Annotated in this window: 24 protein-coding genes and 2 tRNA genes; 16 read left to right on the top strand and 10 right to left on the bottom strand. The window is 71.6% G+C overall.

Annotation, left to right across the window (positions count from 1 at the left end):
* Positions 1-12: 12 nt before the first annotated feature.
* A complete protein-coding gene (locus ACZ7HQ_RS22965; protein WP_470992867.1) occupies positions 13-528 on the bottom strand; it encodes an NUDIX hydrolase in 516 nt (171 codons plus the stop codon).
* Positions 525-1,943 carry a zinc-dependent metalloprotease gene (locus ACZ7HQ_RS22960; RefSeq protein ID WP_470992864.1) on the bottom strand — a complete coding sequence of 473 codons (1,419 nt, stop codon included), beginning with the start codon at positions 1,941-1,943 and terminating at the stop codon, positions 525-527. Before ACZ7HQ_RS22960 ends, ACZ7HQ_RS22965 begins: the two co-directional genes overlap by 4 nt.
* 192 nt (positions 1,944-2,135) lie before the next feature.
* Between ACZ7HQ_RS22960 and ACZ7HQ_RS22955 the strand changes: the two genes are divergently transcribed.
* The 4 genes from ACZ7HQ_RS22955 to ACZ7HQ_RS22940 all read left to right on the top strand — a co-directional run bounded on the left by ACZ7HQ_RS22955 (position 2,136) and on the right by ACZ7HQ_RS22940 (position 5,277).
* On the top strand, positions 2,136-3,248 hold the full coding sequence (locus tag ACZ7HQ_RS22955; RefSeq protein WP_470992861.1) for an SDR family oxidoreductase: 1,113 nt from the start codon (positions 2,136-2,138) through the stop codon (positions 3,246-3,248).
* Between the two features lie 117 nt (positions 3,249-3,365).
* A complete protein-coding gene (locus ACZ7HQ_RS22950; RefSeq protein ID WP_470992858.1) occupies positions 3,366-3,827 on the top strand; it encodes a molybdenum cofactor biosynthesis protein MoaE in 462 nt (153 codons plus the stop codon).
* A gap of 128 nt (positions 3,828-3,955) precedes the next feature.
* Positions 3,956-4,129: a hypothetical protein gene (locus ACZ7HQ_RS22945; RefSeq protein WP_470992855.1), complete on the top strand. Its 174-nt coding sequence runs from the start codon at positions 3,956-3,958 to the stop codon at positions 4,127-4,129.
* Positions 4,130-4,179: 50 nt separating this feature from the next.
* The gene (locus ACZ7HQ_RS22940) at positions 4,180-5,277 is read left to right on the top strand and encodes a YlbL family protein (RefSeq protein WP_470992852.1); all 1,098 of its coding nucleotides are present in this window, start codon (positions 4,180-4,182) and stop codon (positions 5,275-5,277) included.
* Positions 5,278-5,360: 83 nt separating this feature from the next.
* Here ACZ7HQ_RS22940 and ACZ7HQ_RS22935 read toward each other — a convergent pair whose 3' ends face one another.
* Positions 5,361-5,903 carry a PPA1309 family protein gene (locus ACZ7HQ_RS22935; protein WP_470992849.1) on the bottom strand — a complete coding sequence of 181 codons (543 nt, stop codon included), beginning with the start codon at positions 5,901-5,903 and terminating at the stop codon, positions 5,361-5,363.
* Positions 5,904-6,067: 164 nt separating this feature from the next.
* Between ACZ7HQ_RS22935 and ACZ7HQ_RS22930 the strand changes: the two genes are divergently transcribed.
* From ACZ7HQ_RS22930 to ACZ7HQ_RS22915, 4 genes are all read left to right on the top strand, one after another.
* Positions 6,068-8,983, top strand: coding sequence for a UPF0182 family membrane protein (locus ACZ7HQ_RS22930; RefSeq protein ID WP_470993572.1), 2,916 nt, complete (start codon positions 6,068-6,070; stop codon positions 8,981-8,983).
* Positions 8,984-9,024: 41 nt separating this feature from the next.
* Positions 9,025-9,098, top strand: a tRNA-Met gene (locus tag ACZ7HQ_RS22925).
* Positions 9,099-9,302: 204 nt separating this feature from the next.
* On the top strand, positions 9,303-11,114 hold the full coding sequence (locus ACZ7HQ_RS22920) for a tetratricopeptide repeat protein (RefSeq protein WP_470992846.1): 1,812 nt from the start codon (positions 9,303-9,305) through the stop codon (positions 11,112-11,114).
* A 68-nt stretch (positions 11,115-11,182) separates the two neighbouring features.
* Positions 11,183-11,256, top strand: a tRNA-Met gene (locus tag ACZ7HQ_RS22915).
* A gap of 104 nt (positions 11,257-11,360) precedes the next feature.
* On the opposite strand, the gene ACZ7HQ_RS22910 is transcribed toward ACZ7HQ_RS22915, so the two are convergent.
* Positions 11,361-11,777 carry a Fur family transcriptional regulator gene (locus ACZ7HQ_RS22910; RefSeq protein WP_470992843.1) on the bottom strand — a complete coding sequence of 139 codons (417 nt, stop codon included), beginning with the start codon at positions 11,775-11,777 and terminating at the stop codon, positions 11,361-11,363.
* A gap of 156 nt (positions 11,778-11,933) precedes the next feature.
* On the opposite strand from ACZ7HQ_RS22910, the gene ACZ7HQ_RS22905 reads away from it, so the two are divergent.
* Positions 11,934-13,385 (top strand): catalase, encoded by a 1,452-nt coding sequence (locus ACZ7HQ_RS22905; RefSeq protein ID WP_470992840.1) that lies wholly within the window; start codon positions 11,934-11,936, stop codon positions 13,383-13,385.
* A 77-nt stretch (positions 13,386-13,462) separates the two neighbouring features.
* Here the strand turns inward: ACZ7HQ_RS22905 and ACZ7HQ_RS22900 are convergent, their stop codons facing one another.
* Together ACZ7HQ_RS22900 and hisN are read right to left on the bottom strand one after the other, a co-directional pair.
* Positions 13,463-13,858 (bottom strand): CBS domain-containing protein, encoded by a 396-nt coding sequence (locus ACZ7HQ_RS22900; RefSeq protein WP_470992837.1) that lies wholly within the window; start codon positions 13,856-13,858, stop codon positions 13,463-13,465.
* A 149-nt stretch (positions 13,859-14,007) separates the two neighbouring features.
* Entirely contained in the window at positions 14,008-14,808 is an 801-nt protein-coding gene (gene hisN / locus ACZ7HQ_RS22895) for a histidinol-phosphatase (RefSeq protein WP_470992834.1), read from the bottom strand.
* A gap of 167 nt (positions 14,809-14,975) precedes the next feature.
* On the opposite strand from hisN, the gene ACZ7HQ_RS22890 reads away from it, so the two are divergent.
* A complete protein-coding gene (locus tag ACZ7HQ_RS22890; RefSeq protein ID WP_470992831.1) occupies positions 14,976-15,575 on the top strand; it encodes a TetR/AcrR family transcriptional regulator in 600 nt (199 codons plus the stop codon).
* 67 nt (positions 15,576-15,642) lie between these two features.
* On the opposite strand, the gene ACZ7HQ_RS22885 is transcribed toward ACZ7HQ_RS22890, so the two are convergent.
* The 4 genes from ACZ7HQ_RS22885 to ACZ7HQ_RS22870 all read right to left on the bottom strand — a co-directional run bounded on the left by ACZ7HQ_RS22885 (position 15,643) and on the right by ACZ7HQ_RS22870 (position 19,220).
* Positions 15,643-15,966, bottom strand: a complete 324-nt coding sequence (locus ACZ7HQ_RS22885; protein WP_470992829.1) for a DMT family transporter — start codon at positions 15,964-15,966, stop codon at positions 15,643-15,645.
* Positions 15,967-16,050: 84 nt separating this feature from the next.
* The gene (gene rsgA, locus ACZ7HQ_RS22880) at positions 16,051-17,061 is read right to left on the bottom strand and encodes a ribosome small subunit-dependent GTPase A (protein WP_470992826.1); all 1,011 of its coding nucleotides are present in this window, start codon (positions 17,059-17,061) and stop codon (positions 16,051-16,053) included.
* 9 nt (positions 17,062-17,070) lie between these two features.
* On the bottom strand, positions 17,071-18,387 hold the full coding sequence (gene aroA / locus ACZ7HQ_RS22875) for a 3-phosphoshikimate 1-carboxyvinyltransferase (protein WP_470992823.1): 1,317 nt from the start codon (positions 18,385-18,387) through the stop codon (positions 17,071-17,073).
* Positions 18,388-18,497: 110 nt separating this feature from the next.
* The gene (locus tag ACZ7HQ_RS22870; protein ID WP_470992820.1) at positions 18,498-19,220 is read right to left on the bottom strand and encodes a M50 family metallopeptidase; all 723 of its coding nucleotides are present in this window, start codon (positions 19,218-19,220) and stop codon (positions 18,498-18,500) included.
* Between the two features lie 50 nt (positions 19,221-19,270).
* Here ACZ7HQ_RS22870 and ACZ7HQ_RS22865 point away from each other — a divergent pair, with 50 nt between their 5' ends.
* The 6 genes from ACZ7HQ_RS22865 (at position 19,271) to ACZ7HQ_RS22840 (ending at position 24,712) form a co-directional block, all read left to right on the top strand.
* Complete coding sequence (locus tag ACZ7HQ_RS22865) at positions 19,271-20,086, top strand: SOS response-associated peptidase (protein WP_470992817.1); 816 nt, start codon at positions 19,271-19,273, stop codon at positions 20,084-20,086.
* A 21-nt stretch (positions 20,087-20,107) separates the two neighbouring features.
* Complete coding sequence (locus ACZ7HQ_RS22860; RefSeq protein WP_470993569.1) at positions 20,108-20,734, top strand: alpha/beta hydrolase family protein; 627 nt, start codon at positions 20,108-20,110, stop codon at positions 20,732-20,734.
* 256 nt (positions 20,735-20,990) lie between these two features.
* The gene (sigR, locus tag ACZ7HQ_RS22855; RefSeq protein ID WP_470993566.1) at positions 20,991-21,686 is read left to right on the top strand and encodes an RNA polymerase sigma factor SigR; all 696 of its coding nucleotides are present in this window, start codon (positions 20,991-20,993) and stop codon (positions 21,684-21,686) included.
* Positions 21,683-21,985, top strand: a complete 303-nt coding sequence (gene rsrA, locus ACZ7HQ_RS22850) for a mycothiol system anti-sigma-R factor (protein ID WP_470992814.1) — start codon at positions 21,683-21,685, stop codon at positions 21,983-21,985. Before sigR ends, rsrA begins: the two co-directional genes overlap by 4 nt.
* A 127-nt stretch (positions 21,986-22,112) precedes the next feature.
* Complete coding sequence (locus ACZ7HQ_RS22845; RefSeq protein WP_470992811.1) at positions 22,113-23,423, top strand: HD-GYP domain-containing protein; 1,311 nt, start codon at positions 22,113-22,115, stop codon at positions 23,421-23,423.
* Positions 23,420-24,712 (top strand): HD-GYP domain-containing protein, encoded by a 1,293-nt coding sequence (locus tag ACZ7HQ_RS22840; RefSeq protein ID WP_470992808.1) that lies wholly within the window; start codon positions 23,420-23,422, stop codon positions 24,710-24,712. Before ACZ7HQ_RS22845 ends, ACZ7HQ_RS22840 begins: the two co-directional genes overlap by 4 nt.
* The last annotated feature ends 46 nt before the right edge of the window (positions 24,713-24,758 follow it).

Genomic DNA, 24,758 nt, shown 5'->3' with positions numbered 1-24,758 from the left:
CCCCTTACACGTTCAGAGCATTGCGCGTGTCGCGTCCAGCAGCCGTACAACCGATTCGTCGGCTACGTCCCCCACCTCGTCGTAGGCGAACCAGCGCAGGTCCAGTGACTCGTCGCTGATCGCCGCCACGGCTCCGGGCGGGGCGACGGCGGCATACTGCACGTCCAGGTGCCAGGCGCAGGGGGTGAGGTGCCGGTCCAGACGGACCGGGGCGGTCTGCAGCAGGCGCAGCGAGGAGATGCCGGACTCCTCCGTGGCCTCGCGGAGCGCGGCATCCGCGAGCGTGCTGTCGCTCTGCTCGCAGTGCCCGCCCATCTGGAGCCACATGCGCAGCTTCCGGTGGAGCGTGAGCAGGACCCGCTCACGCTCCGGGTCGATCACCAGAGCGCTGGCTGTGATGTGCCCGTCCTTGCAGCCCTTCCACATCCCGCCGGGATGAGCGTCCAGGTGGTCCAGATAGACCTGACGAAGATCTTGCTGGTCCTGGTACTTCTCCAGCACCTGGACCGCGTCACCGTGCAGAGTCACTCGGAGTCGTCGTCCTTTTCCGGCTTCCCGGCGGAGCCGTCCGCCGCCTCGCCCAGCATCTTGTCCAGCTCGGAGAAGTCCAGCTGCTCGCGGTGCACGAAGCCGTCCGGGTCGTCCAGGTCGCTCGCCGTCGGCAGCATGTCCGGGTGGGCCCACAGGCCGTCCCGGCCGTCGACCCCGCGCGCGTCCGTGAGCGAGGCCCACAGGCGGGAGGCGTCGCGCAGCCGGCGCGGGCGCAGCTCCAGACCGATCAGCGTGGCGAACGTCTGCTCCGCGGGGCCGCCCGTGGCGCGGCGGCGGCGCAGGGTCTCGCGCAGGGCGTCCGCGGACGCCAGGCGCGGCTTCGCGGCCGCGTGGACCACCGCGTCCACCCAGCCCTCGACGAGCGCCAGAGCGGTCTCCAGACGGGCCAGGGCGGCCTTCTGTTCGGGGGTGTCCTCCGGCTGGAACATGCCCTGCTGCAGCGCGTCCTGCAGCTGCTCGGGGTTCTGCGGGTCGAACTGGCCGACCACGTCCTCCAGCTTGGCCGTGTCGACCTTGATCCCGCGCGCGTACCCGTCGACCGCGCCGAACAGGTGCGAGCGCAGCCACGGCACGTGCGCGAACAGGCGCTGGTGGGCCGCCTCGCGCAGCGCCAGGTACAGCCGCACCTCCTCCTGTGGCACGCCGAGGTCCTTGCCGAAGGCCTCCACGTTGGCCGGGAGGAGCGCCGCCCTGCCGGCCGGGCCGAGCGGCAGGCCGATGTCGGTGGAGCCGACGACCTCGCCCGCGAGCACGCCGACGGCCTGCCCGATCTGCGTGCCGAACATGGCGCCGCCCATCGAGCGCATCATGCCGATCAGCGGGCCCGCCATGGCCTGCATCTCCTCCGGCAGGACGTCACCCATGGCCGCGCCGACCCGCTCGGCGACCGGGTCGACCAGCTCCTGCCAGGCGGGCAGGGTCGCCTCGACCCACTCCGCGCGGGACCAGGCCACCGCCGAGGCGGAGCCCGACGGCAGGGACGTGGCGTCGTCCAGCCACAGGTCGGCCAGGCGGACGGCCTCCTCGACCGCCCTGCGCTCGGCCGGACCGACGCTGGCGTCCTTCGTGCCGTCCGAAGTGCCCTGGGCGACCGTCTGGCGGGCGATCTGCTTGGCCATGTCCCAGTTCACCGGGCCGCCCTCGTACGACAGCATCTGGCCCAGCTGCTGGAACGCTGCGCCCAGGTCGGTGGGGTTCAGGGACCCGAACATGGCAGCGAGCGGATTGTCGGCGCCGGGGCCGCCAAAGCCTCCGGCTCCGGGCAGGCCGCCGAAACCGAACGGGTTGGCCGGTCCCTGCCCACCACCGCTCTGCTGGTCCTTCTTCTTGCCCTCGTCGCCGTCTTCCGGCTCCTCCGGCGGAAGGCCGAAACCGAATGGGGTGTCACTCACGGGATTCCTCGGCTGGTAAGGCCACCGGTTTCGCTCCGGCGGCGCGGCTGCCCGACAACACCACCCAGCGTAGACACCCCGACCCGATCGGGCCTCGGTGCTTCGCCCACGGAAGGCCTGCGGCAGGATGGATGCACCTGGTACGTACGCGTCACTCGCGCCCGTACTGAAGACAACCACTGGAGACGCCCGGTGAGTTCCCCAGATCCACAGGTTCGCGCAGCGCGAAACCCCTCAGGCCCCTCCACCGTGCGCGGACCCGTCGTCGCGGTCACCGGCGCCGCGGCCGGGGTCGGTGCCCTGCTCACCGAGCGGCTCGCCGCCTGTGAGGAGATCAGGCAGGTCGTCGCCATCGACGAGCGGCGCGGCGAGTGCGCCGACGCGCAGTGGCACATCCTCGACGTGCGCGACCCCGCGATCGCGGACAAGCTGCGGGGCGCCGACGTGGTCGTCCACCTGGCGCTCGACCTCGACCTGGAAACGGATCCGGCGGCTCGCACCGCTTACAACGTCCGGGGGACACAGACCGTCCTCACCGCCGCCGCGGCGGCCGGCGTGCACCGGGTCGTGCTGTGCACCTCGGCGATGGTCTACGGCGCGCTGCCGGACAACGAGCTGCCCCTTTCGGAGGACGCCGAGCTGCGCGCGACCGCCGAGGCCACCGGGGTCGGGGACCTGCTGGAGATCGAGCGGCTGGCGCGGCGCGCGCCGCGCGCGCATCCCGGGCTGAACGTCACCGTCGTACGGCCCGCGGTGCTGGTCGGCGGCACGGACACCGCGCTGACCCGGTACTTCGAGTCGCCGCGGCTGCTCGTCGTCGCCGGGTCGCGGCCCGCGTGGCAGTTCTGCCACGTCGAGGACCTGTGCAGTGCTCTGGAGTACGCCGTCCTGGAGAAGGTCGACGGGGAACTGGCCGTCGGCTGCGACGGGTGGCTGGAGCAGGAGGAGGTCGAGGAGCTGAGCGGGATCCGGCGGATGGAGCTGCCGTCGGCGGTGGCGCTCGGCGCCGCCGCGCGGCTGCACCGGATCGGGCTCACCCCGTCTCCGGCGGGGGACCTGGCGTACACGATGTACCCCTGGGTGGTCAGCGGGAGCCGGCTGCACGACGCCGGGTGGCGGCCGGGGTGGACCAACGAGGAGGTGCTCGCGGAGCTGCTGGGGGAGGTCTCCGGGCGGCACACGGTCGCCGGGCGGCGGCTGGGGCGCAAGGACGCCACCGCCGCGGGGGCCGCGGGGGCGACGGTGGCCCTGCTGGGCGCCGCCGCTGTGGTCCGGCGGGCCCGGAAGGCTCGTCGGCGCGTGTGAGGGTGCCCCCTGGGCGGGTGAGGCGGCCGCGTCGTACGAGCATCCAAAGGGACCCACGCGCGTGCCTGGTGAATCTCGTATTTCCGCGCGTCACACGCGTGCGGCACGATGGATGGCATGGCACACGCGAACGAGCACCCCGGTGAGCAGGCGGCGCAGGACCCCATCAGGCTGATCGGTGTCCGGGAGACCGCGCTCTCCCTGGACGAGGTCTTCCAGGCCGTCGGGGACGACGCGGCCGGAGGCGTCGCGCTGTTCGTGGGGACGGTGCGGAACCACGACGGAGGCGCCGACGTGGACGCCCTCGGGTACTCCAGCCACCCCAGCGCCGAGGCCGAGATGCGGCGGATCGCCGAGAAGGTCGTGGCCGAGTACCCGGTGCGGGCGCTGGCCGCGGTGCACCGCGTGGGGGACCTGCGGGTCGGTGATCTCGCCGTGGTCGTCGGCGTGGCCTGTCCGCACCGGGCCGAGGCCTTCGACGCCTGCCGCAAGCTGATCGACGACCTCAAGCACGAGGTGCCCATCTGGAAGCACCAGACGTTCTCGGACGGCACCGAGGAGTGGGTCGGCGCCTGCTGACGTCCGTCACTCGTGGCATCTGCGCCATCCGAGTTGCGTAACCGGCCCCCTCCCGTGAGCGTTGTCAGTACGGATGGTTAATCTGCTGATCAGTCAGTTGCGGACGCTCGTCGCGTTGGGAGGTCGGCATGGGGGCGCTTGTCTGGCTGCTGATTCCGCTCTTGGCTGCGATCGGCGGCGGGCTGTGGGGCAGTTGGGCCAACCGCACCCGCAAGGTGCGCGCCGACGGCCCCGAACTGGACGGCTACGCCCGGTTCCGTGAGGCCATGGAGAAGTCACACACAGGCACCGGCGGCGCCTGACCGGGGTGCCCTGACGGTCCGCTGACAGAGCCGTCCCGTACTGTCGTGGCATGCCACGCCGCACCGCGACGATGCTCGCCTCCACCCTGATGCTGATCGCGCTCCTGTGCGCGGGAGTGCTCATCCCCGTGCCGTACTCGGAGATGTCCCCCGGCCCGACCGTGAACACGCTGGGCGACCACGACGGCGAGCCGGTGCTGCAGATCACCGGACACAAGACGTACCCGGCCGACGGCAACCTGAACATGACGACCGTCCGGGTGACCAGCGCGGACTTCCGCATGAACCTGGTGGAGGCGGTCTACGGCTGGCTGGCGCACGACAGCAAGATCGTGCCGCACGACACGCTCTACCCGGACGGCAAGACCGAGCAGCAGTCCACCCAGGAGAACGCCGAGGAGTTCAGCCAGTCCCAGGAGAGCGCCAAGGTGGCCGCCCTCAAGGAACTGGGCATTTCGGTGAAGTCCTGGGTGATCGTCTCCACCGTGGTCAAGGGCGCGCCGGCCGAGGGCAGGCTGCACGCGGGCGACGTGATCAAGGCCGTCGACGGTACGGCCGTGAAGCAGCCCTCCGACGTCGCCAAGCTCGTCACCAGGCACAAGCCCGGTCAGAAGGTCGTCTTCACCGTCGTCCCCGCCAGGGACCAGGCCGCCGCCGAGAAGGTGCACAGGACGGCGACGAAGACCCAGGACGTCACCATCACCTCGACCACCTCCGACGACAGCGGGGCCAAGCGGGCCATCGTCGGGATCTCCGCCGGGACCGACCACACCTTCCCGTTCAGCATCGACATCAAGCTCGCCGACGTGGGCGGGCCGAGCGCCGGCCTGATGTTCGCCCTCGGCATTTACGACAAGCTCACCCCGGGCAACCTCACCGGCGGAAAGTTCGTCGCCGGCACCGGCACCATCGACGACAACGGCACCGTCGGGCCGATCGGCGGCATCGAGATGAAGACCGTCGGCGCACGCGAGAAGGGCGCCCAGTACTTCCTGACGCCCGCCGACAACTGTGCGGCCGCCGCCAAGGACACCCCGGGCGGGCTCAGGCTGGTGAAGGTCAAGACGATCGGGGACGCCCTCGGCGCGCTGAAGGACATCCGCAGCGGGAACACCGCGGCGCTGCCCAAGTGCACCACCAAGGGCTGAGCGGCACGCGCGCGCGTCGGTGACACGGCTGGGGGCGCCCCCGAGGCAGGGGCGCCCCCATCGCCGTGCCGAACGCGGCCGGATCAGTCCTCGAAGGTCGCCGCCAGGGCCTCCGCGAGGCCGGGCACCAGTTCCGGACCCGTCAGGACCTCCGTCGCGGAGTCCTTCTCGCGCAGCCGCAGCGCCGACTCACGGCCACCGTCACGCAGCACCGCGACCGTCATGCGCACCTCCTGGCGCTCGGGGTGCTCGGCCACCCACCTGGCCAGCTTGGCCTCGCTCAGGTTCTGCGGGACCTGCGCCTCGGCGGACGGCGGGAGCATGAGGCGTTCCACCGAGAGCGCGCAGCCGGCCACCGCGTCGGGCCAGGCGATGGTGGCGAGGAACTCGTCCAGCGGTTTGCCGGACGGGACCTCGTCCTGCTCGATCGGGGTGAGACCGGCGGAGGCGGACTCGTCCTCAAGGCCCAGCTGGGCCGCGAGCGCGGGTTCCTGGGCCCGCAGCCGTGCGGTGTCGACGAGGGCGAAGAGGCGAGCGGGCTGGTCCCAGCCGAGGCCGGAGACGTACTCGTCGATCTCGAGTACGGCCCGGGTGAGCGGGCTCGCTGCCATGGGAGTGTTGGACATGGTCACAATCCTGCCTCGTTCCCCGCCGGAATCGGGAACCGAGCAGTGCCTGAGTAAGTTGCATAGGTGTTGGCCCGCGATCACGGGGGGCAACCGAGGGTCCGCGAACACGAGGGCCTGACGGATCGACAGCGAACTTCGAGGTGCGCACCTTGGCTTTCCAGATGCCGGACCGCGGTGGAGGCCCGACGGGGCCGCGGATCAGAGCGGGCCGTCCGTCCCGGCGGGCGAGGACCCTGCTCATGACACTGGGCGTGCTGGCCGTCCTCGGCATGGCGTTCACCATGTTCGCGGGCTTCTGGACGGACTGGCTGTGGTACCGGTCGGTGCACTACTCGTCGGTGTTCACGATCACCCTCTGGACCAAGATCGGCCTCTTCTTCGTCTTCGGTCTGCTGATGGCGGTCGCGGTCGGGGTCAACATCTGGCTGGCGCACCGGTTGCGGCCCCCGCTGAGCGCCATGTCCATGGAGCAGCAGAGCCTCGACCGCTACCGGATGGGCATCGCGCCGTACAAGACGTGGCTGCTGCTCGCCGTCACCGCGCTCGTCGGGCTGATCGCCGGCGCCTCCGCGGCCGGCCAGTGGCGGACCTGGCTGATGTGGGTCAACGGCGTGCCCTTCCACCAGAAGGACCCCCAGTTCCACCTCGACGTGTCCTTCTACGCCTTCGATCTGCCCTGGTACCGCTTTCTGCTCGGCTTCGGATTCGCCGCCGCCATCCTGTGCCTGATCGCCGCCGCGCTCACGCACTACCTGTACGGCGGGCTGCGCGTCACCAGCCCCGGCGCCCGGGCCACCGCCGCGGCGACCGGGCACCTGTCGGTGCTGCTCGGGATCTTCGTCGCCCTGAAGGCCGTCGCCTACTGGCTCGACCGGTACGGCCTCGCCGTCAAGTCCAGCGACTTCAAGGCGACGGACAACTGGGCCGGCCTGCGCTACGTCGACGCCAACGCCTATCTGCCGGCGAAGACGATCCTGTTCTGCATCGCCGTCATCTGCGCGCTGCTGTTCTTCGCCACGCTGTGGCGGCGCACCTGGCAGCTGCCCGTCATCGGCTTCGGCCTGATGGTCCTCTCGGCGATCCTGATCGGCGGCCTGTACCCGGCGATCGTGCAGAAGTTCCAGGTCCAGCCCAACGAACAGGCCAAGGAAGCCCCGTACGTCCAGAAGAACCTCAAGGCGACCCGCGAGGCGTACGGCATCGACGACACCAAGGTCACCGAGTACCCGGGCACGTCCGGCACGGCGGACAAGACCAAGCTGCGCGACCAGGTCGGCGACGCGGCCGGCATCCGCATCATGGACCCGAACGTCGTCTCGCCGACGTTCCAGCAGCTCCAGCAGATCCGCAACTACTACGGCTTCCCGACCAACCTCGACGTCGACCGGTACCCCGGCAAGGACGGCAAGGAGCAGGACACGGTCATCGGCCTGCGCGAGCTGAACCTGGACGGCGTCCCGAAGAACAACTGGATCAACGACCACTTCCGCTACACCCACGGCTACGGCGTGGTCGCCGCCAAGGGCACCGAGGCCGCCGACGGCCAGCCGGTCTTCACCGAGAAGGACCTGCCGTCCGAGGGCGACCTGCCCAGGTACCAGCAGCAGATCTACTACGGCGAGAAGACCACCACCTACTCCATCGTCGGCGGTCCCCAGAAGGAGATCGACTACTCCGACGACAAGGGTGAGAAGACCACCAGTTACACCGGCAGGAGCGGGGTCAACCTCGACAACCCGATCAACCGGGCCGCCTACGCGGTGGCGTTCAACGAACCGCAGATCCTGTACTCGGGCGCGATCGGCAAGGGTTCGCGGATCCTGTACAACCGCACGCCCAAGGAGCGCGTCGAAGCGGTCGCCCCCTGGCTGACGATCGACGGGGACGCCTACCCGGCGGTCGTGGACGGCCACATCCAGTGGATCGTCGACGCGTACACGACGTCCAACGGCTACCCGTACTCCTCCCGTACGACCCTCGGCGACACGACGGCCGACTCGCTGACCGCCACCAACACCTCGCGCACCGTGGTGGCCCAGCAGAACCAGGTCAACTACATCCGCAACTCGGTGAAGGCGACCGTCGACGCGTACACCGGCGAGGTCAAGCTCTACCAGTGGGACACCAAGGACCCGGTGCTGAAGACCTGGATGAAGGCCTTTCCCGGAACGGTGCAGCCGCGCACGGCCATCTCCAAGAACCTGATGGCCCATCTGCGCTATCCGCAGGACCTGTTCAAGGTCCAGCGCGAGCTGCTCACCCGCTACCACGTGACGGACGCGCAGACGTTCCTCACCGGCAGCGAGGTCTGGCAGGTGCCCGACGACCCGACCAACGACTCGGGCAGCGCGGTGCCGCCGTACTACCTGAGCATGAAGATGCCGGACCAGAGCACGGAGGCGTTCTCGCTGACGTCGACGTACACGCCGAACGGCCGCGACAACCTCAGCGCGTTCATGGCGGTCGACTCCGATCCGCGCACCAGTGACTACGGCAGGATCAGAGTTCTGAAACTGCCGACGAGCACGACGGTCGACGGCCCCAAGCAGGTACAGAGCAAGTTCAACTCCGAGTCGGACATCGCCGAGACCATCAGCCTGCTCAGCCGCGGGCACTCGAAGGTCGAGTACGGCAATCTGCTGACGGTGCCGCTCGACGGCGGACTGCTGTACGTGGAGCCGGTCTACGTCCGTGGCGGCTCCCTGAAGTACCCGTTGCTGAGGAAGGTTCTGGTCACCTACGGAGGCAAGACCGCCTTCAAGGACACCCTGGACGAGGCACTCGACGCCGTGTTCGGGGTGGCGAGTCCGACCGCACCACCGAACACCGGCACCACCAGCCCGCCCACGTCCACCAACCCGACCGTCCAACAGGCCCTGAGCGACGCCCAGAAGGCCTTCGACGCCGGGCAGAAGGCCCTGCAGGCGCAGGGCGGCCCGGACTGGACCGCGTACGACAAGGCGCAGAAGGACCTCAAGGACGCGCTGAAGCGGGCCCAGGACGCGCAGGCCAATGCCGGCCGGTCCGGCAGCGACAAGAACGGCAGCGACAAGAACGGGAGCGGGAAAAAGGGGTGATCAGCACCGTTCCGCGCCGTGGTACGGTTACCAGGCAACGGCGCGGGGTGGAGCAGCTCGGTAGCTCGCTGGGCTCATAACCCAGAGGTCGCAGGTTCAAATCCTGTCCCCGCTACTGCAGTCGAAGGCCCGGATCCCCAGGGATCCGGGCCTTCGTGGTGTGCGAACTCATGTACTGGGGGGAGGGAGGGCCGCGCCGCCATGGGGAGTTGAGCGGTGTGTGTTTGACTTGTCTCCCTGTGGGCATGTCGACAAAACGCTGAAGTGACCTCACGGGCTGCGGTATACCGGGTGTACCAAGGTTGCAGGTGGTGCGACGATGGACGTTATGGGGGACAAGGCAACTCTGTTCGAGTCAGGGCGATTTGTGCAGCCTTCCGATGAGGCGCCGTCCCGGGACGAGTTGAGCGACATGGGGGACGCCGCGGAAGAGGTACGCCTCGGGCTGGCGGCGCAGAGCGGCGACGCCGAGGCGGCGAGCGTCCTCGGAGCCATGCTGCTGCGCCGCGGCGACCTCGACGGAGCCGAGGCCCATCTGCGGGCCGCCACCGCTGCCGGTGACCGGGCCGCGGCCAACAACCTGGGTGTCCTGCTGCACCAGCGCGGCTACCCCGAGGAGGCCGCCGGCTGGTGGCGCGTCGCCGCCGTCGCCGGTTCCGCCGCCGCCGCGCACGCCCTGGGCCGCCACCACCGCGAGCGCGGGGACGAGCCGGCGGCCGAGTACTGGCTGCGCCAGTCCGCCGAGCAGGGCCACGCCCTCGGCGCCTACGCGCTCGCCGACCTGCTGGAGCACCGCGGGGACGTCGGAGCCGAGCACTGGATGCGGGCCGCGGCCGAGCGCGGACACCGGGAGGCCGCCTACCGGCTCGCCCGCGCGCTCGACCAGCGAGCCGGGCGCGAGGACGAGAGCGGGGCTGACAACGCTGTCGCCGAGGCCGAGCAGTGGTACCGGCAGGCCGCCGCGCGCGGACACCGGCGCGCCGCGCTGCACCTCGGCGCGATCCTGGAGAAGCGCGGAGAGCTGAAGGAGGCCGGACGCTGGTACCTGACCTCGGCCAAGGACGGCGAACCCCGGGCGGCCTGCGCGCTGGGCTTCCTGCTGCGCGACGCCGGGGACACCGAGAGCGCGGCGGTGTGGTGGCTGCGCGCCGCCCAGGACGGCGACGGCAACGCGGCCAACGCGCTCGGCGCACTGCACGCCGAGCGCGGCGAGACGCAGACCGCCGAGCGCTGGTACCGGGCCGCCCTGGACGCCGGTGACGACAACGGCGCGTACAACCTCGGACTGCTCTGCGCCGAGCAGGGACGCACCGCGCAGGCCGAGCAGTGGTACCGGCGGGCCGCCTACGCCGGGCACCGGGAGGCCGCCAACGCGCTCGCCATCCTGCTGCTGCGGGGGAGCGACGCGACCGGGGCCGAGCCGTGGTTCTCCAAGGCCGCCGAGGCCGGGAGCGTGGACGCCGCGTTCAACCTCGGGATCCTCTACGCCGGGCGCGGGGAGGAGACGATGGCCCTGCGCTGGTACGAGCGGGCGGCGGCCGCCGGGCACACCGAGGCCGCGCTCCAGGTCGGCATCGCCCGGCTGCGCGACGGCGACGAGCAGGAGGCCGAACGGCATCTGCGGTGCGCGGCGGGCGGGGGCAGCGCGGAGGCGGCGTACCGGCTGGCCACGCTGCTCGACGCGCGCCGGCCGCCGGAGCCGGCGCACGAGCTGGGCGAGATCGTGCACGAGAAGACCGAGTGCGAGGAGTGGTACCAACGGGCGGCGACCCAGGGGCACCGGCGGGCGCAGGTCCGGGTCGGCATGCTCGCGGCCGCGCGCGGGGACGTGGTCGAGGCGGCGCGGTGGTACCGGGCGGCGGCGGAGGCCGGGTCGCGCAACGGTGCCTTCAACCTGGGACTGCTGCTGGCGCGGGAGGGCAGCGAGCCGGAGGCGGCGGTGTGGTGGACGCGGGCCGCCGACGCCGGGCACGGCCGGGCGGCGCTGCGGCTGGCTCTGGTCTACGCGCGTCGGGGCGAGCTCGCGGAGGGGCAGAAGTGGGCGGACCGGGCGGTTCGGCTGGGGCCGGCGGAGGTTTCGGAGCGGGCGGGGCGGCTGCGGGACGCCCTGCGGGAGGAACTGTCGGCGTGAGCCCTGCCACGTCACCGGGAACTGATTTGCTTCCGGCGACCCCCCTCACGTAATGTCGTGTTCACCGACGCGGGGTGGAGCAGCTCGGTAGCTCGCTGGGCTCATAACCCAGAGGTCGCAGGTTCAAATCCTGTCCCCGCTACTGAAGGCCGAGGGCCGGAATCCAGAGATGGATTCCGGCCCTCGGTCGTTGTGCGGGTGCACAAAGAAAGCCCCGGCGGACGCCGGGGCCTGGGGGAGACCGCGTTACGCCCTCGTGCAGTCCGGGCACAGCCCCCGGTACGTCACCTCGACGTCCGACACCGTGAAGCCGAAGCGCTCCGTGTCGGGGAGGTCGGCGAGCGGGTTGCCCGTCGGGTGGACGTCGCGGATCGCGCCGCACCGGGCGCAGACCAGGTGGTGGTGCGGACGGTGCGCGTTCGGGTCGTAGCGCTTGGCGCGTCTGTCCGTCGAGACTTCCAGCACCTCGCCGAGGGTGACCAGCTCACCCAGCGTGTTGTAGACGGTGGCCCGGGAGATCTCGGGCAGCTTCGCGACAGCCCGCGCGTGGACCTCGTCGGCCGTCAGGTGCACATGCTCGCCGTCGAGGACCTCGGCCACGACGCGCCGCTGCGCGGTCATCCGCCATCCGCGTCCACGCAGCCGTTCCAGAAGGTCGCTCATGGCCACCAGCCTAACAGGAAGACGTACCAGGTCGGGAATAGGTGTGACTTTGGAACACTGATTGACTTGGATTTAGTCCAAGGTAGGATCGAGAACGGCTTTGGCCACAGGACAGGACTGGGACAGGACTAGTCAGTGACGACGCAGGAGGCGCACGTGACGCAGGGACCGCTCACCACCGAGGCCGGTGCTCCGGTAGCCGACAACCAGAACAGCGAGACGGCGGGCGTCGGCGGGCCGGTCCTCGTCCAGGACCAGCTGCTGCTGGAGAAGCTGGCCCGCTTCAACCGGGAGCGGATCCCGGAGCGGGTCGTGCACGCCCGGGGCGCGGGCGCCTACGGCACCTTCACGGTGACCGCCGACGTCACGCCGTACACCCGGGCCGCCTTCCTCTCCGAGGTCGGCAAGGAGACCGAGGTCTTCCTGCGCTTCTCGACGGTGGCCGGCAACCTGGGCGCGGCGGACGCCGTCCGTGATCCGCGGGGCTTCGCGGTGAAGTTCTACACCGAGGACGGCAACTACGACCTCGTCGGCAACAACACCCCGGTCTTCTTCATCCGGGACGCGATCAAGTTCCCGGACTTCATCCACACCCAGAAGCGCGACCCGTACACCGGCAGCCAGGAAGCCGACAACGTGTGGGACTTCTGGGGGCTCAGCCCCGAGTCGACGCACCAGGTGACCTGGCTGTTCGGTGACCGTGGCATCCCGGCGTCGTACCGGCACATGGACGGCTTCGGCTCGCACACCTTCCAGTGGAACAACGCGGCGGGCGAGGCCTTCTGGGTCAAGTACCACTTCAAGACCGACCAGGGGATCAAGAACCTCACCGCCGAGGAGGCCGAGGTCCTCGCGGGCAAGGACCCCGACTCCCACCAGCGCGACCTGCGCGAGGCGATCGAGCGGGGCGAGTTCCCGAGCTGGACCGTGGGTGTGCAGATCATGCCGGCGGCGGACGCGGCGACGTACCGCTTCAACCCGTTCGACCTGACCAAGGTGTGGCCGCACGCGGACTACCCGGTCATCGAGATCGGCAGGCTGGAGCTGAACCGCAACCCGCGGAACATCTTCGCCGAGGTCGAGCAGTCGGTCTTCAGCCCCGCCCACTTCGTGCCGGGCATCGGCCCCTCGCCCGACAAGATGCTCCAGGGCCGTCTCTTCGCCTACGGCGACGCGCACCGCTACCGCGTCGGCATCAACGCCGACCACCTGCCGGTGAACCGTCCGCACGCCACCGAGGCCCGTACGAACTCCCGTGACGGCTTCCTGTACGACGGCCGGCACGGTGGGGCGAAGAACTACGAGCCGAACAGCTTCGGCGGCCCGCAGCAGACCGGCCTTCCGCTGTGGCAGGCCACCTCCGTCGACGGGCACACGGGCAACCACCCGACGCCCGTGCACGCCGAGGACGACGACTTCGTGCAGGCGGGCAACCTCTACCGGCTGATGTCGGAGGGGGAGAAGGAGCGGCTGATCGCGAACCTGGCGGGCTTCATCGCCAAGGTCTCGCGCGAGGACATCGCCGAGCGCGCCATCGGCAACTTCCGCAACGCCGACGCCGGCTTCGGCAAGCGGCTGGAGGCGGCGGTGCAGGCGCTGCGCGGCTGAGCCGGCCGCCTTCCGCGGCTGGACGGGCCGGACCCCACGGTGCTCGGGTCCGGCCCGTTCCGTATGTCCGGGGGAGGTCAGTACGCCGGTGCGGGTTCGAGGGCCGGGGCCCAGCAGCGGATGATGTCGCGGACCGAGACGATGCCGGCGACCTCGCCGCGGTCCAGGACGACCAGGTGCCGGAAGCCGCCGTGCGCCATGGCGCGGGCCGCCTGCTCCAGGGTCCAGGTCGGGGCGGCGAAGACGACGTCGGTGGTGGTGTGGGCGTGGGTGGGTTCGGTGTCCGGGTCCTGTCCGAGGCCTACGGAGTTGAGGATGTCGCGTTCGGTGAGGATGCCGATGCCGCCGGCGTCCGGGTCGAGGACCACGGCGGCGCCGACACGGCGGGCGGACATCAGGGCGGCTGCTTGGCGCAGGGTGTGGGCGGGGCCGACGGTGAGGATCACCGTGCTCATGGCGTCACGAACGAGCATGGATGGGGCCACCTCCTCGGAATCCATGGAGTCGGTGCATGGATTCACAAATTCACAAGTGGGGGTGGGATCAGAGTGCCAGGTAAAGGGCGAGTCAACAAGAGGGCGCGCGACGCCAGTTGGGGGCGTGCGCGGGTTTCTCCTGGGCCTCACTGGCGCTGGTTGAGATACCCCAGCAACTCGTCGTGCAGCAGGCCGTTGGACGCGGCCGCGTTCCCGCTGTGCGGACCCGGGCGGCCGTCGAGGCCGGTGAAGGTGCCGCCGGCCTCGGTGACGACGATCGCGGTGGCGGCCATGTCCCACAGCGACAGCTCCGGCTCCGCGCAGATGTCCACGGAACCCTCGGCGACCATCATGTAGGGCCAGAAGTCGCCGTACGCGCGCGTGCGCCACACCTCGCGGCTCAGGTCCAGGAAACCGTCCAGGCTGCCCCGCTCCTCCCAGCCGGAGAGGGAGGAGTACGCGAAGGACGCGTCCGCGAGCTTGCCGACGCTGGAGACGTGGATGCGGGTCGCGGAGGTCAGGCTGCGGCCGGTGAAGGCGCCGTGGCCCTTCGCGGCCCACCAGCGCCGGCCGAGGGCGGGGGCGGAGACGACGCCGACGACGGGCTGGTAGCCGCCCTCGCCCGCTTCCATCAGGGCGATCAGGGTGGCCCAGACCGGGACGCCGCGTACGTAGTTCTTGGTGCCGTCGATCGGGTCGATCACCCAGCGGCGGGGGCCGGTGCCCTCGATGCCGTACTCCTCGCCGAGGACCGCGTCCCTCGGGCGGGCACGCTGCAGCTGGCCGCGGATGAGTTCTTCCGCAGCCTTGTCCGCCTCGCTCACCGGCGTCATGTCCGGCTTCGTCTCCACCTTCAGGTCGAGGGCCTTGAAGCGGTCCATGGTGGCGGCGTCGGCGGCGTCCGCGAGAACGAGGGCGAGGCGCAGGTCGTCGTGGTAGTCCGGCATGGAACGAACGGTATCCGCCGTCGCTGGTACGGGGCTACCAAGGGGCCGGGGTGTCGGGCCGCTGTCCGGCTCGCTCGGCGTACAGGGCCCCCGAACCCCGCGAACCCTTGACAGTGCATACAAGTCCGTCAAATCTGGGCGCAGGGTTGGTCCGGCCCAGGGAGGCGATGATGCCTGCAGCCCGGGAGTCGCTGCTGGACGCCGCGTACACGGCGCTCGCGCGCCGGCCGTGGTCCGCGGTGCGGATGGTCGACGTGGCCGCGGCGGCCGGGGTGTCGCGGCAGACCCTGTACAACGAGTTCGGCAGCAAGGACGGGCTGGCCCGGGCGCTGGTGCGGCGGGAGGCCGACGGCTACCTGGCCGGCGTGGAGCGAGCCCTCGCGGGCCCGGGCGAGCCGAGCGAGCGGCTCACCGCCGTGGTCGAGTGGACGAGCCTCGCCGCACGGGAGAACGCGCTGGTACGGGCCGTGCTCACCGGCTCATGGAGCGAGCGGCTGCCCGCCCCGCCGCCGGCCGCCGTGCCGTCCTCCTCCTCGGTGCCGGCGCAGCGCCGCGCGGACGGGCCGCTGCCCACGCCCCGCGACTTCGTCCGCATCGTGCGGGACCGCGCGGTCAGCGCCCTGGCGGGCTCCACCGCCACCCCCGCCGAACTGACGCTCGCCTGCGAACTGGTCGTACGCCTCGCCCTGTCCTGCGTCGCGGCACCACCGGGAGAGGCGGGCGTGAGGGAACTGGTCCGGGCGGTCGTCCCACGCCAGACGGTGTGATCGAAGCCGGCCGGTGGACTCGCCCGCCTTCCTCAGCAGCGCGTCGATCTTCGCGGAGCCGACGCGCCTAGTGCGCCGAGCCCGACAGCTGCAGCCCGATCACCCCGATGATGACCAGGCTGATCGAGATGAGCTTCAGGGTGGAGACCAGGTCTCCCAGGAAGACCATGCCGTAGACCGCGGTGCCGGCCGCGCCGATCCCGGTCCACACGGCGTACGCGGGGCCGACGTCGAGTTTCTTCAGGGACAGGGTCAGCAGCCCGAAGCTGCCGAGGGCGAAGGAGGCGAAGGCGATCGTCGGCCAGAGCCGGGTGAACCCGTGCGAGAGTTTCAGGCACACGGCGAAACCGGTCTCCAGAACTCCGGCCACCATGACCAGCAGCCACGCCATGTGCGGTCCTCCCGTTGATCCGGATCTCCGGCTCGGTGCGATTATGCACTTACCGGCCGCTGACCCGGCCAAACAACGCGGTGGTCAGTCGCCTTCCCTGCGCTCCCTGGTGGCCAGCAGCCGGCGCAGGGAATACAGCCGCGCCGGGTCCGCGCGGCCCTCCTCGACCCAGGCGTCCAGCGCGCAGTCCGGCTCGTCGTGGCTGCACGCGCGCGGGCAGCCCTCCGTGCCGGGTTCGAGGTCCGGGAAGGCGTGGATCACGCGGGAGGGGTCGATGTGCGCCAGGCCGAAGGAGCGGACGCCGGGGGTGTCGATGACCCAGCCGTCCTCGCCGCTCAGGGGCAGGGCGAGGGCCGAGGTGGTGGTGTGCCGGCCGCGGCCCGTCACCGCGTTCACATGGCCCGTCGTACGGCGGCGCTCCTGCGGCACCAGCGCGTTGACGAGGGTCGTCTTGCCGACCCCGGAGTGGCCGACGAACGCGGTGACCCTGCCGTCCAGGTGCTCCCGGACCCGGTCCGCCGCGTCCCCGTTCTCCAGTTCCTCGCGGCTGGTGACGACGTAGGGGATGTCGAGCGCGCCGTACAGCTCCAGCAGCTTGTCCGGCGGGGCCAGGTCCGACTTGGTCATCACCAGCAGCGGCTCCAGACCGCCGTCGAACGCGGCGACCAGACAGCGGTCGATCAGCCGGGGACGGGGTTCGGGGTCGGCCAGGGCGGTGACGATCGCCAGCTGGTCCGCGTTCGCCACCACCACCCGCTCGAAGGGGTCGTCGTCGTCGGCCGTGCGCCGCAGCACCGACGTGCGTTCCTCGATCCGCACGATCCGGGCGAGCGTGTCCTTCTGGCCGGACAGGTCGCCGACCAGGGCCACCCGGTCCCCGACCACCGCCGCCTTGCGGCCCAGTTCGCGGGCCTTCATCGCCATGACGACCCGGTCCTCGACGAGGCAGGTCAGCCGGCCGCGGTCGACCGTGAGGACCAGGCCCCCGGCGGCGTCCTCGTGCTTGGGCCGGATGTTCGTCCGCGGCCGGTTGCCCTTGCGGTTGGGACGGGTGCGGATGTCGTCCTCGTCGGTGTGCTTGCCGTAGCGGCGCATGGCGTGTCCCTACTGCCCGAGCATCCCGGCCCACAGCTCGGGGAAGTCCGGCAGGGTCTTCGCCGTGGTCGCCACGTTCTCGATCCGCACGCCCTCGACCGCGAGGCCGATGATCGCGCCGGCGGTCGCCATGCGGTGGTCCTCGTAGGTGTGGAAGACGCCGCCGTGCAGCGGGCGCGGGCGGATGTGCAGGCCGTCGGCGGTCTCGGTGACGTCACCGCCCAGCTCGTTGATCTCCTTGGTGAGCGCGGCCAGCCGGTCCGTCTCGTGCAGCCGCAGATGCGCCACGCCCCGCAGGGTGGAGGGGGAGTCCGCGAGGGCCGCGACCGCCGCGATACCGGGGGTCAGCTCGCCGACGTCGCTCAGGTCCACGTCGATCCCGTGCACGGCACCCGAACCGGTGAACACCAGGCCGTACTCGGTGAGTTCGCAGGAGCCGCCCATCTCGGTGAAGATCTCCCGCAGCCGGTCACCGGGCTGGGTGGTGCGCTCCGGCCAGTCCGGGATCAGCACCTTGCCGCCGGTGACCAGGGCCGCCGCGAGGAACGGCTGGGCGTTGGACAGGTCCGGCTCGATGGTCAGGTCCCGGCCGAGCAGCGCGCCCGGCGTCACCCGCCACACGTTCGGCTCGCCGCCCGACTCCGGGGTGTCCACCTGGGCGCCGACCGCGCGCAGCATGTCGACGGTCATCCGGATGTGCGGCATGGAGGGCAGGCTCGTGCCGGTGTGGCGGACCTCGACGCCCTGGTTGAAGCGCGGCCCGGACAGCAGCAGGGCCGAGACGAACTGGGAGGACGAGGAGGCGTCGATCGACACCGGGCCGCCGTCCAGGGCGCCGCCGCCGTGCACGGTCAGCGGCAGCGCGCCCCGGCCGTCGTCGTCGATCCGGGCGCCGAGCGCGCGCAGCGCGTCGATCACACCGTGCAGGGGACGCTCGTACGACCGGGGGTCGCCGTCGAACCGGATGGGGCCGTCGGCCAGCGCGGCCACCGGAGGCAGGAAGCGCATCACCGTGCCGGCGTTGCCCACGTCGACCGTGGCCGGGCCGTGCAGGCCCGTCGGCAGCACCCGCCAGGCCTCGCCGGAGCCGTCCGGGCCGACCCCTTCCTCGATCTCCACGCCCATCGCGCGCAGTGCGCCCGCCATCAGCAGGGTGTCGCGGGAGCGCAGCGGACGGCGCAGCCAGCCGGGCTCGGAGGCGAGGGCGGCCAGCACCAGCGCGCGGTTGGTGACCGACTTGGACCCTGGCACGTGGACCGTCGCGTCGACGGCTCCGCTCGCGTGCGGGGCGGGCCAAAGGGCGGTGGGTGCGGGGTTCACGGTCATGCGCCCCACTTTAGTGGCTGGGGGCGACCGGAGATCTCGATCAAAAGCGTCGAAACCCCAACGAAACAGCGACAGGACTTGTCTGTTACGCACGCGTCCCGTCCCGGTGTTCACACCTCCAGCAGCCAGCGGCCCCCACCGATCAGCGAGGACAGCGACACCGCGTGGAACAGGAACAGCCACAGCCCCGCCGGCACATGCGTCAGCCGGGACAGCTGGTCCGCGTCCGAGTCCCCCGCGCCGCCCCGTGACCGCTTGCGCTGCAGCTCGAACGGCGGCCGTACCCCGCCGAACAGCAGGAACCACACCACCGCGTACGCGAACGCCGCCTGCACCTGCGGCCCCGCCAGCCAGGACACCAGCAGGAAGGCGCCCCCGGCCAGCACCACCGTCAGGACGCCGTACGCGTTGCGGATCATCACCAGCATCGCCACCAGCAGCGCCGTCGCCGCCCACAGCAGCAGCGTGATGCGGCCCGCGGCCAGCAGCGCGGCGCCCCCGAGGCCCAGCAGCGAGGGCGCCGTGTAGCCGGCGGCGGCCGTCAGGATCATGCCCGGCCCGTACGGCTTGCCGCGGCTGACGGTGAGGCCGCTGGTGTCGGAGTGCAGACGGATGCCGGTGAGCTGCCGGCCGGTGAGCAGCGCGACCAGGCCGTGGCCGCCCTCGTGCGCGATGGTGATCGCGTTGCGGGATATCCGCCACAGGGTGTGCGGGACGACCACGGCGAGAGCGGCCGCCGAGGTGGCGAGGACCACCCAGAAATCGGGGTCGGGCTGGGTACCGGTGAGCCGGTCCCAGAGGTCGGGCAGCGCGAGGGCGGCGAGGCTGTCCATGTGTCCGAGTGGCTCCCTGTCGTCGTACGGAGTCTGGCAGTGTGGCACTTATGTGCGGACGGTATGCATCGAGTCGTAGGCCCGAGGATCTCGCAGGAATCTTTGAGATCGAGAAGTGGGAGCCCGAGGAGACCCTGGAGCCCGACTACAACGTGGCTCCGACCAAGGAGGTCCTGGCCGTTCTCGACCGTCCCCTGAAAGACGCGGACTCCCCGCGTCCGGTTCGCCAGCTGCGCAAGCTGAAGTGGGGACTGGTGCCGTCCTGGGCGAAGACCCCCGAGGGCGGCGCCCGGATGATCAACGCGCGCGCCGAGACCGTGCACGAGAAGCCCGCCTTCCGCCGTGCCTTCGCCACCCGGCGCTGCATCGTCCCCGCCGACGGCTACTACGAGTGGGTCACCGGCACCCAGGAGCGCGAGCTGGAGGTCGAGGGGAAGAAGAAGCGGCCGCGCAAGCAGCCGTACTTCGTGCTGCCGGCCGACGGCTCGGTGTTCGCGATGGCCGGGCTCTACGAGTTCTGGCGCGACCGCACGCTGCCCGACGACCACCCGCGGGCCTGGTGGGCCACCTGCTCGGTGATCACCACGGAGGCCGAGACGACCCCGCTGGCCGTGGCCCCCGCCGACGGCCCGCACTCCCTCGTCGACATCCACCCCCGGATGCCGCTCATGCTCACCCCGGACCGCTGGGACGCCTGGCTCGACCCCTCCCGCACCGCCCCCGACGACCTGCGCGACCTCCTGACCCCGCCCCCGCCCGGCCTGATGCGCGCCTACCCGGTCTCCACAGCCGTCAGCAACGTCCGCAACAACGGCCCGGAGCTGCTGAAGGAGCTGGAGGCGCCGGAAGAGGGCACACTCTTCTAGCCTTCTGGCGTGACTTCCAGCGTGATCGAAACTGTCGAGACCGAGGCCGGGACCGCACGCGTCACCTGGCACCCGGCGAAGAAACCCCAGCTTGTCCTCGCCGCGAGCCACGGCGCCGGAGGCGGCATCGAGGCACGGGACCTCCAGGCGCTCGCCGGGACGCTCCCGGCGCACGGGGTGACCGTCGCCCTCGTCGAGCAGCCCTGGCGGGTGGCCGGGAAGAAGGTCGCCCCGGCACCGAAGACGCTGGACACCGGATGGCGCGGGCTGTGGCCGGCGCTCGCGAAGCCGGGGCTGCCGGTGATCTCCGCCGGCCGCAGCGCCGGGGCCCGGGTCGCCTGCCGTACGGCGACCGAGCTGGGCGCGCACGCCGTGCTCGCCCTGAGCTTCCCGCTGCACCCGCCCGGCAAGCCGGAGAAGTCCCGGGCCGGGGAACTGCTCGGGGCCGGTGTGCCCACGCTGGTCGTGCAGGGCGGCAACGACCCCTTCGGGAAGCCGGCGGAGTTCCCGAAGGGCGACTTCGAGCTGATCGAGGTGCCGTACGGGGATCACGGGTTCGCCGTGCCCAAGCGCGCGGAGATCGGCCAGGAGCGGGCCCTGGAACTCATCACCGAGGGCGTGGCGCAGTGGCTCGCGTCACTGGGGTGACGGGCGGGAATGCGCCGCGCCGGACCACTGTTGTGGCGGACAGAAGTGCTGAGGCCTCGGCACCGACGTCGTAGGAGAGGGAGTCCGCCGCATGGGTTCGACCATCTGCCCGGCCCGCCAGCGCAGCGCCGACCTGGACTGGACGGTGCTGCACGCGGCCAGGACCGCTCCTATTCGAGGGGCGGCGGGCACGGGTCGTGTTCTATCCTCCGAATCGAGTGGGACCGCTCTCGGTCCTGCCCGGGATCTTGAGGAGGTGGGTCCGGTCACCGGTACCGACGCAGGGACCGACAACGGCCAGGCGGAGCAGCCCGAGGGCCAGGGCGTGAGCGCGGAGACGACCTCCGAGTCCACCGCCGAGCGCAGTGCGCGCTTCGAGCGGGACGCGCTCGAATTCCTCGACCAGATGTACTCGGCCGCGCTGCGCATGACGCGCAACCCCGCCGACGCCGAGGACCTGGTGCAGGAGACCTACGCCAAGGCGTACGCGTCCTTCCACCAGTTCCGCGAGGGCACCAACCTCAAGGCGTGGCTGTACCGGATCCTCACCAACACCTTCATCAACTCCTACCGCAAGAAGCAGCGTGAGCCGCAGCGCTCCGCCGCGGAGGAGATCGAGGACTGGCAGCTCGCCCGCGCCGAGTCGCACATGTCGACGGGCCTGCGTTCCGCCGAGTCGCAGGCGCTCGACCACCTGCCCGACTCGGACGTGAAGGAAGCGCTGCAGGCGATCCCCGAGGAGTTCCGCATCGCCGTCTATCTCGCGGATGTCGAGGGCTTTGCGTACAAGGAGATCGCGGACATCATGGGGACACCCATCGGTACGGTGATGTCCCGGCTGCACCGGGGCCGCCGTCAGCTGCGCGGCATGCTGGAGGACTACGCCCGTGAGCGCGGGCTGGTCCCGGCGGGCGCCGGAGAGTCGAACGAAGCGAAAGGTTCGGGCTCATGAGCTGCGGAGACGCGCACGAGACGGACTGCAGTGAGGTCCTCGACCATCTGTACGAGTTCCTCGACAGCGAGATGCCGGACGTCGACCGCGACAAGTTCCAGCACCACTTCGAGGAATGCTCGCCGTGCCTGGAGAAGTACGGCCTGGAGCAGGCCGTGAAGAAGCTGGTCAAGCGGTGCTGCGGCCATGACGACGTGCCCGCCGACCTGCGCGCCAAGGTCATGGGGCGGATCGACCTGATCCGCTCCGGCCACGCCGTGCCGGACCACGACGTGACCGCGACGCCGCAGGAGAACTGACCCCGGCCCGGACCTCGGCCCCCCGGCCCTTCACCCGAATGTGCTAATCCTCAGGTCATAGGCCCCGCACCCCCCGGCCCCCGCCCTAGGCTCCGAGCCCGGACAGGCACGGTCGGGGAGGGACGCGATGGAGGCGGTACCGGCGAGGGCGCGCGGCTACGTGGCCGGTGTCGCCCTGTCGGCGGTGCTCTGCCTGCTGCCGCTGCCGGCGCTCCGCACTCCCTGGTGGGTGCTCGGCCTGCTCTGCGCGCTCTACGCCGCCAGCGAGCACGTCGTACGCCGTCGCTTCGGCGGCACCTTCCACCCCGTCCTGCTCGCCGGGGCGTTCCTGCTGCCGCCGCCGGCCGCGGCGCTCGTACCGCTGCCCGCGGCCCTGTTCTCGCCGGTGGAGCACCGGCCCGCGCTGCTCAGGCGCGTCTGGCGGGCCGTGCAGCCCGCGCTCGCCGTGTACGGCGCCGCCCGGGTGCACTGGGCGCTCGGCGGCCGCGACGCCGTCGTCGGCTGCGACTTCCCGTACGCGCTGCTGCCCGCCGGTGCGGCCGTCCTCGCCTTCTGCCTGATCCTCACCCTCCTCGACGGCGGCCTGCGCGCGGTGGCCCTTGGGGTACCGCCGCGCCAGGCCTGGCGCGGCCTGCTGTCCCGCTCGCTCGCACCGGTCGCGGTGCACGGGCTCGCCGGGCTGATGATGGCCGTGCTGTGGCGCAGCCCGTACGGCCCGGTGGCGGCCCTGCTCGTGCTGCTGCCGATGTACGTGTCCTGGTGGATCTTCGCCCAGTACCACCGCGAACGCGCCGCCCACCAGGCCACCATCCGCGCCCTCGTGCAGGCCGTCGACATCAAGGACGGCTACACGCGCGGCCACAGCGAACGCGTCGGACAGGCCTCCGTGATGATCGCCCGGGAACTCGGCATGGACGACGAACGCGTCGAGACCCTGCGCTTCGCCGGCATCCTGCACGACGTGGGCAAGCTCGGCGTCCCCACCCGGCTGCTGCGCAAGGACGGCCCGCTGACCCCCGAGGAACGCCGGATCATCGAACTGCACCCCGAGTACGGCCATGAGATGGTCCGCGGGATCTCCTTCCTCGGCGAGGCCCGCGCCGCGATCCTGCACCACCACGAACGCCTCGACGGCAGCGGCTATCCGTACGGCCTCGTCGGCACCCGGATCCCCGAGTGCGCCCGGGTCGTCGCCGTCGCCGACGCCTTCGACGCGATGACCTCCACCCGCTCCTACCGCAGGGCCCGGCCCGTCGAGGCGGCGCTCACCGAACTGGAGCGGTGTGCCGGCACGCACTTCGACCCCCGCATGGTCACGGCGCTGGCCCGGGCCCTCGGCCGCCAGGGCTGGCACCCGGCCGTCACGGCCGACGAGACGGCGCGCGCGGTCCCGGCCCAGCAGCAGGCCGCCGGCCCCCGCAGCGGGGCACCGCGATGACCGTCCTCCGGCTCGTCCACGCCGCCGCGGGGCTCACCGCCGCCGTCTCCCTCGGCGCCACCCTGTGGGCCGGGCCGGTCGACCGGGGTGTCGCGCTCGCCTTCGGGGTGCTCATAGCCGTCGGTGAGCTGACCCGCTGGAGCGGGGCCCAGGTGCGGCAGGCGGCACCGCTGGGCACCGCCGGATCGCTGTCGTACGCCCTGCTCGGGCCCGACGCGGGGCACCAGACGCTGCACGACGCGCCGCAGGTCGTCACCGTCGTCCTCACCGCCTCCCTGCTCGGCGGCGTCCCGCACATCTGGTGCGGACGCACCCGGACCCTCGACCACCTCGCCCGCCGCGTGCTGAGCGTCGGATTCGCCGCCGTCTGCTTCCAACCCCTTTCCAACAAGGGGGTGTTCGTGTCCTGGAGCGGCCCCGCCTACGCCCTGCTGCTCGTCGCCCTCCTGGTCCTCACCGCCCTGTGCGACGCGGTCCTCGCCGCGGCCCTCGCCCACTCCCGCACCCGCTGGCCCTTCGGCCCGCTGCTGCGCGACGAACTGCGCGGGCTGCTCGGCATCGGCTCCGCCGTCTGCGCGACCGGCGCGGTGATGGCGCTCGCGGTCGCCGTCGTCGGCCTGTGGGCGCTGCCCGTGTTCTGCCTGCCCCTGCTGCTCACCCAGCTGTCCCTGCGCCGGTACGCGGCCGTCCGCGCCACCAACCGGCAGACCATCGCCTCCCTCGCCCGCGCCACCGAGATCGCCGGATACACCCCCGCGGGACACGCCCGGCGTGTCGCGGCGCTCAGCCTGGCCGTCGGCCGGGACCTCGGCCTGACCGAGGGCGAGCTGACGGTCCTGGAGTACGCGGCCCTCATGCACGACATCGGCCAGCTCAGCCTCGTCGACCCGGTCCCGGCCGGCGCCACCGCCGGCCTGCCCGCCGCGGAACAGCGGCGGATCGCGCTGCTCGGCGGGGCCGTCGTACGGCAGACCGGGGTGGCCGCGGCCGTCGCCGTGGTGGTGGAACGGCAGGCGGACCCGTACCGCGAACAGCCGGTCGCCGCGCGGATCGTCCGGGCCGTGAACGCCTACGACGAGAAGACCCGGGACGCCGGCCCCGACGGGCCGCTGCGGGCGCTGGAGGACCTCCGCCTCGGCACCGCCGGTGACTACGCTCCCCAGGTGGTGGAGTCCCTCGCCCGGGTCCTCGCCCGGCCACGCACCTGGCGCGAGAGCGCGCAGGCGGAGGGCGGCGGGAGACGCACGGCACTGTCTGACCCCGCGCGCGGCTGGGTAACCCATGGGTAATGAGCGCCTTTCCCGCCGCACGTGGTTGGATGCGAGGGAGAGGGTG

It is taken from the genome of Streptomyces sp. NPDC037290 (genome assembly GCF_055603245.1).
This window is presented reverse-complemented; position numbering and strand designations above follow the sequence as displayed.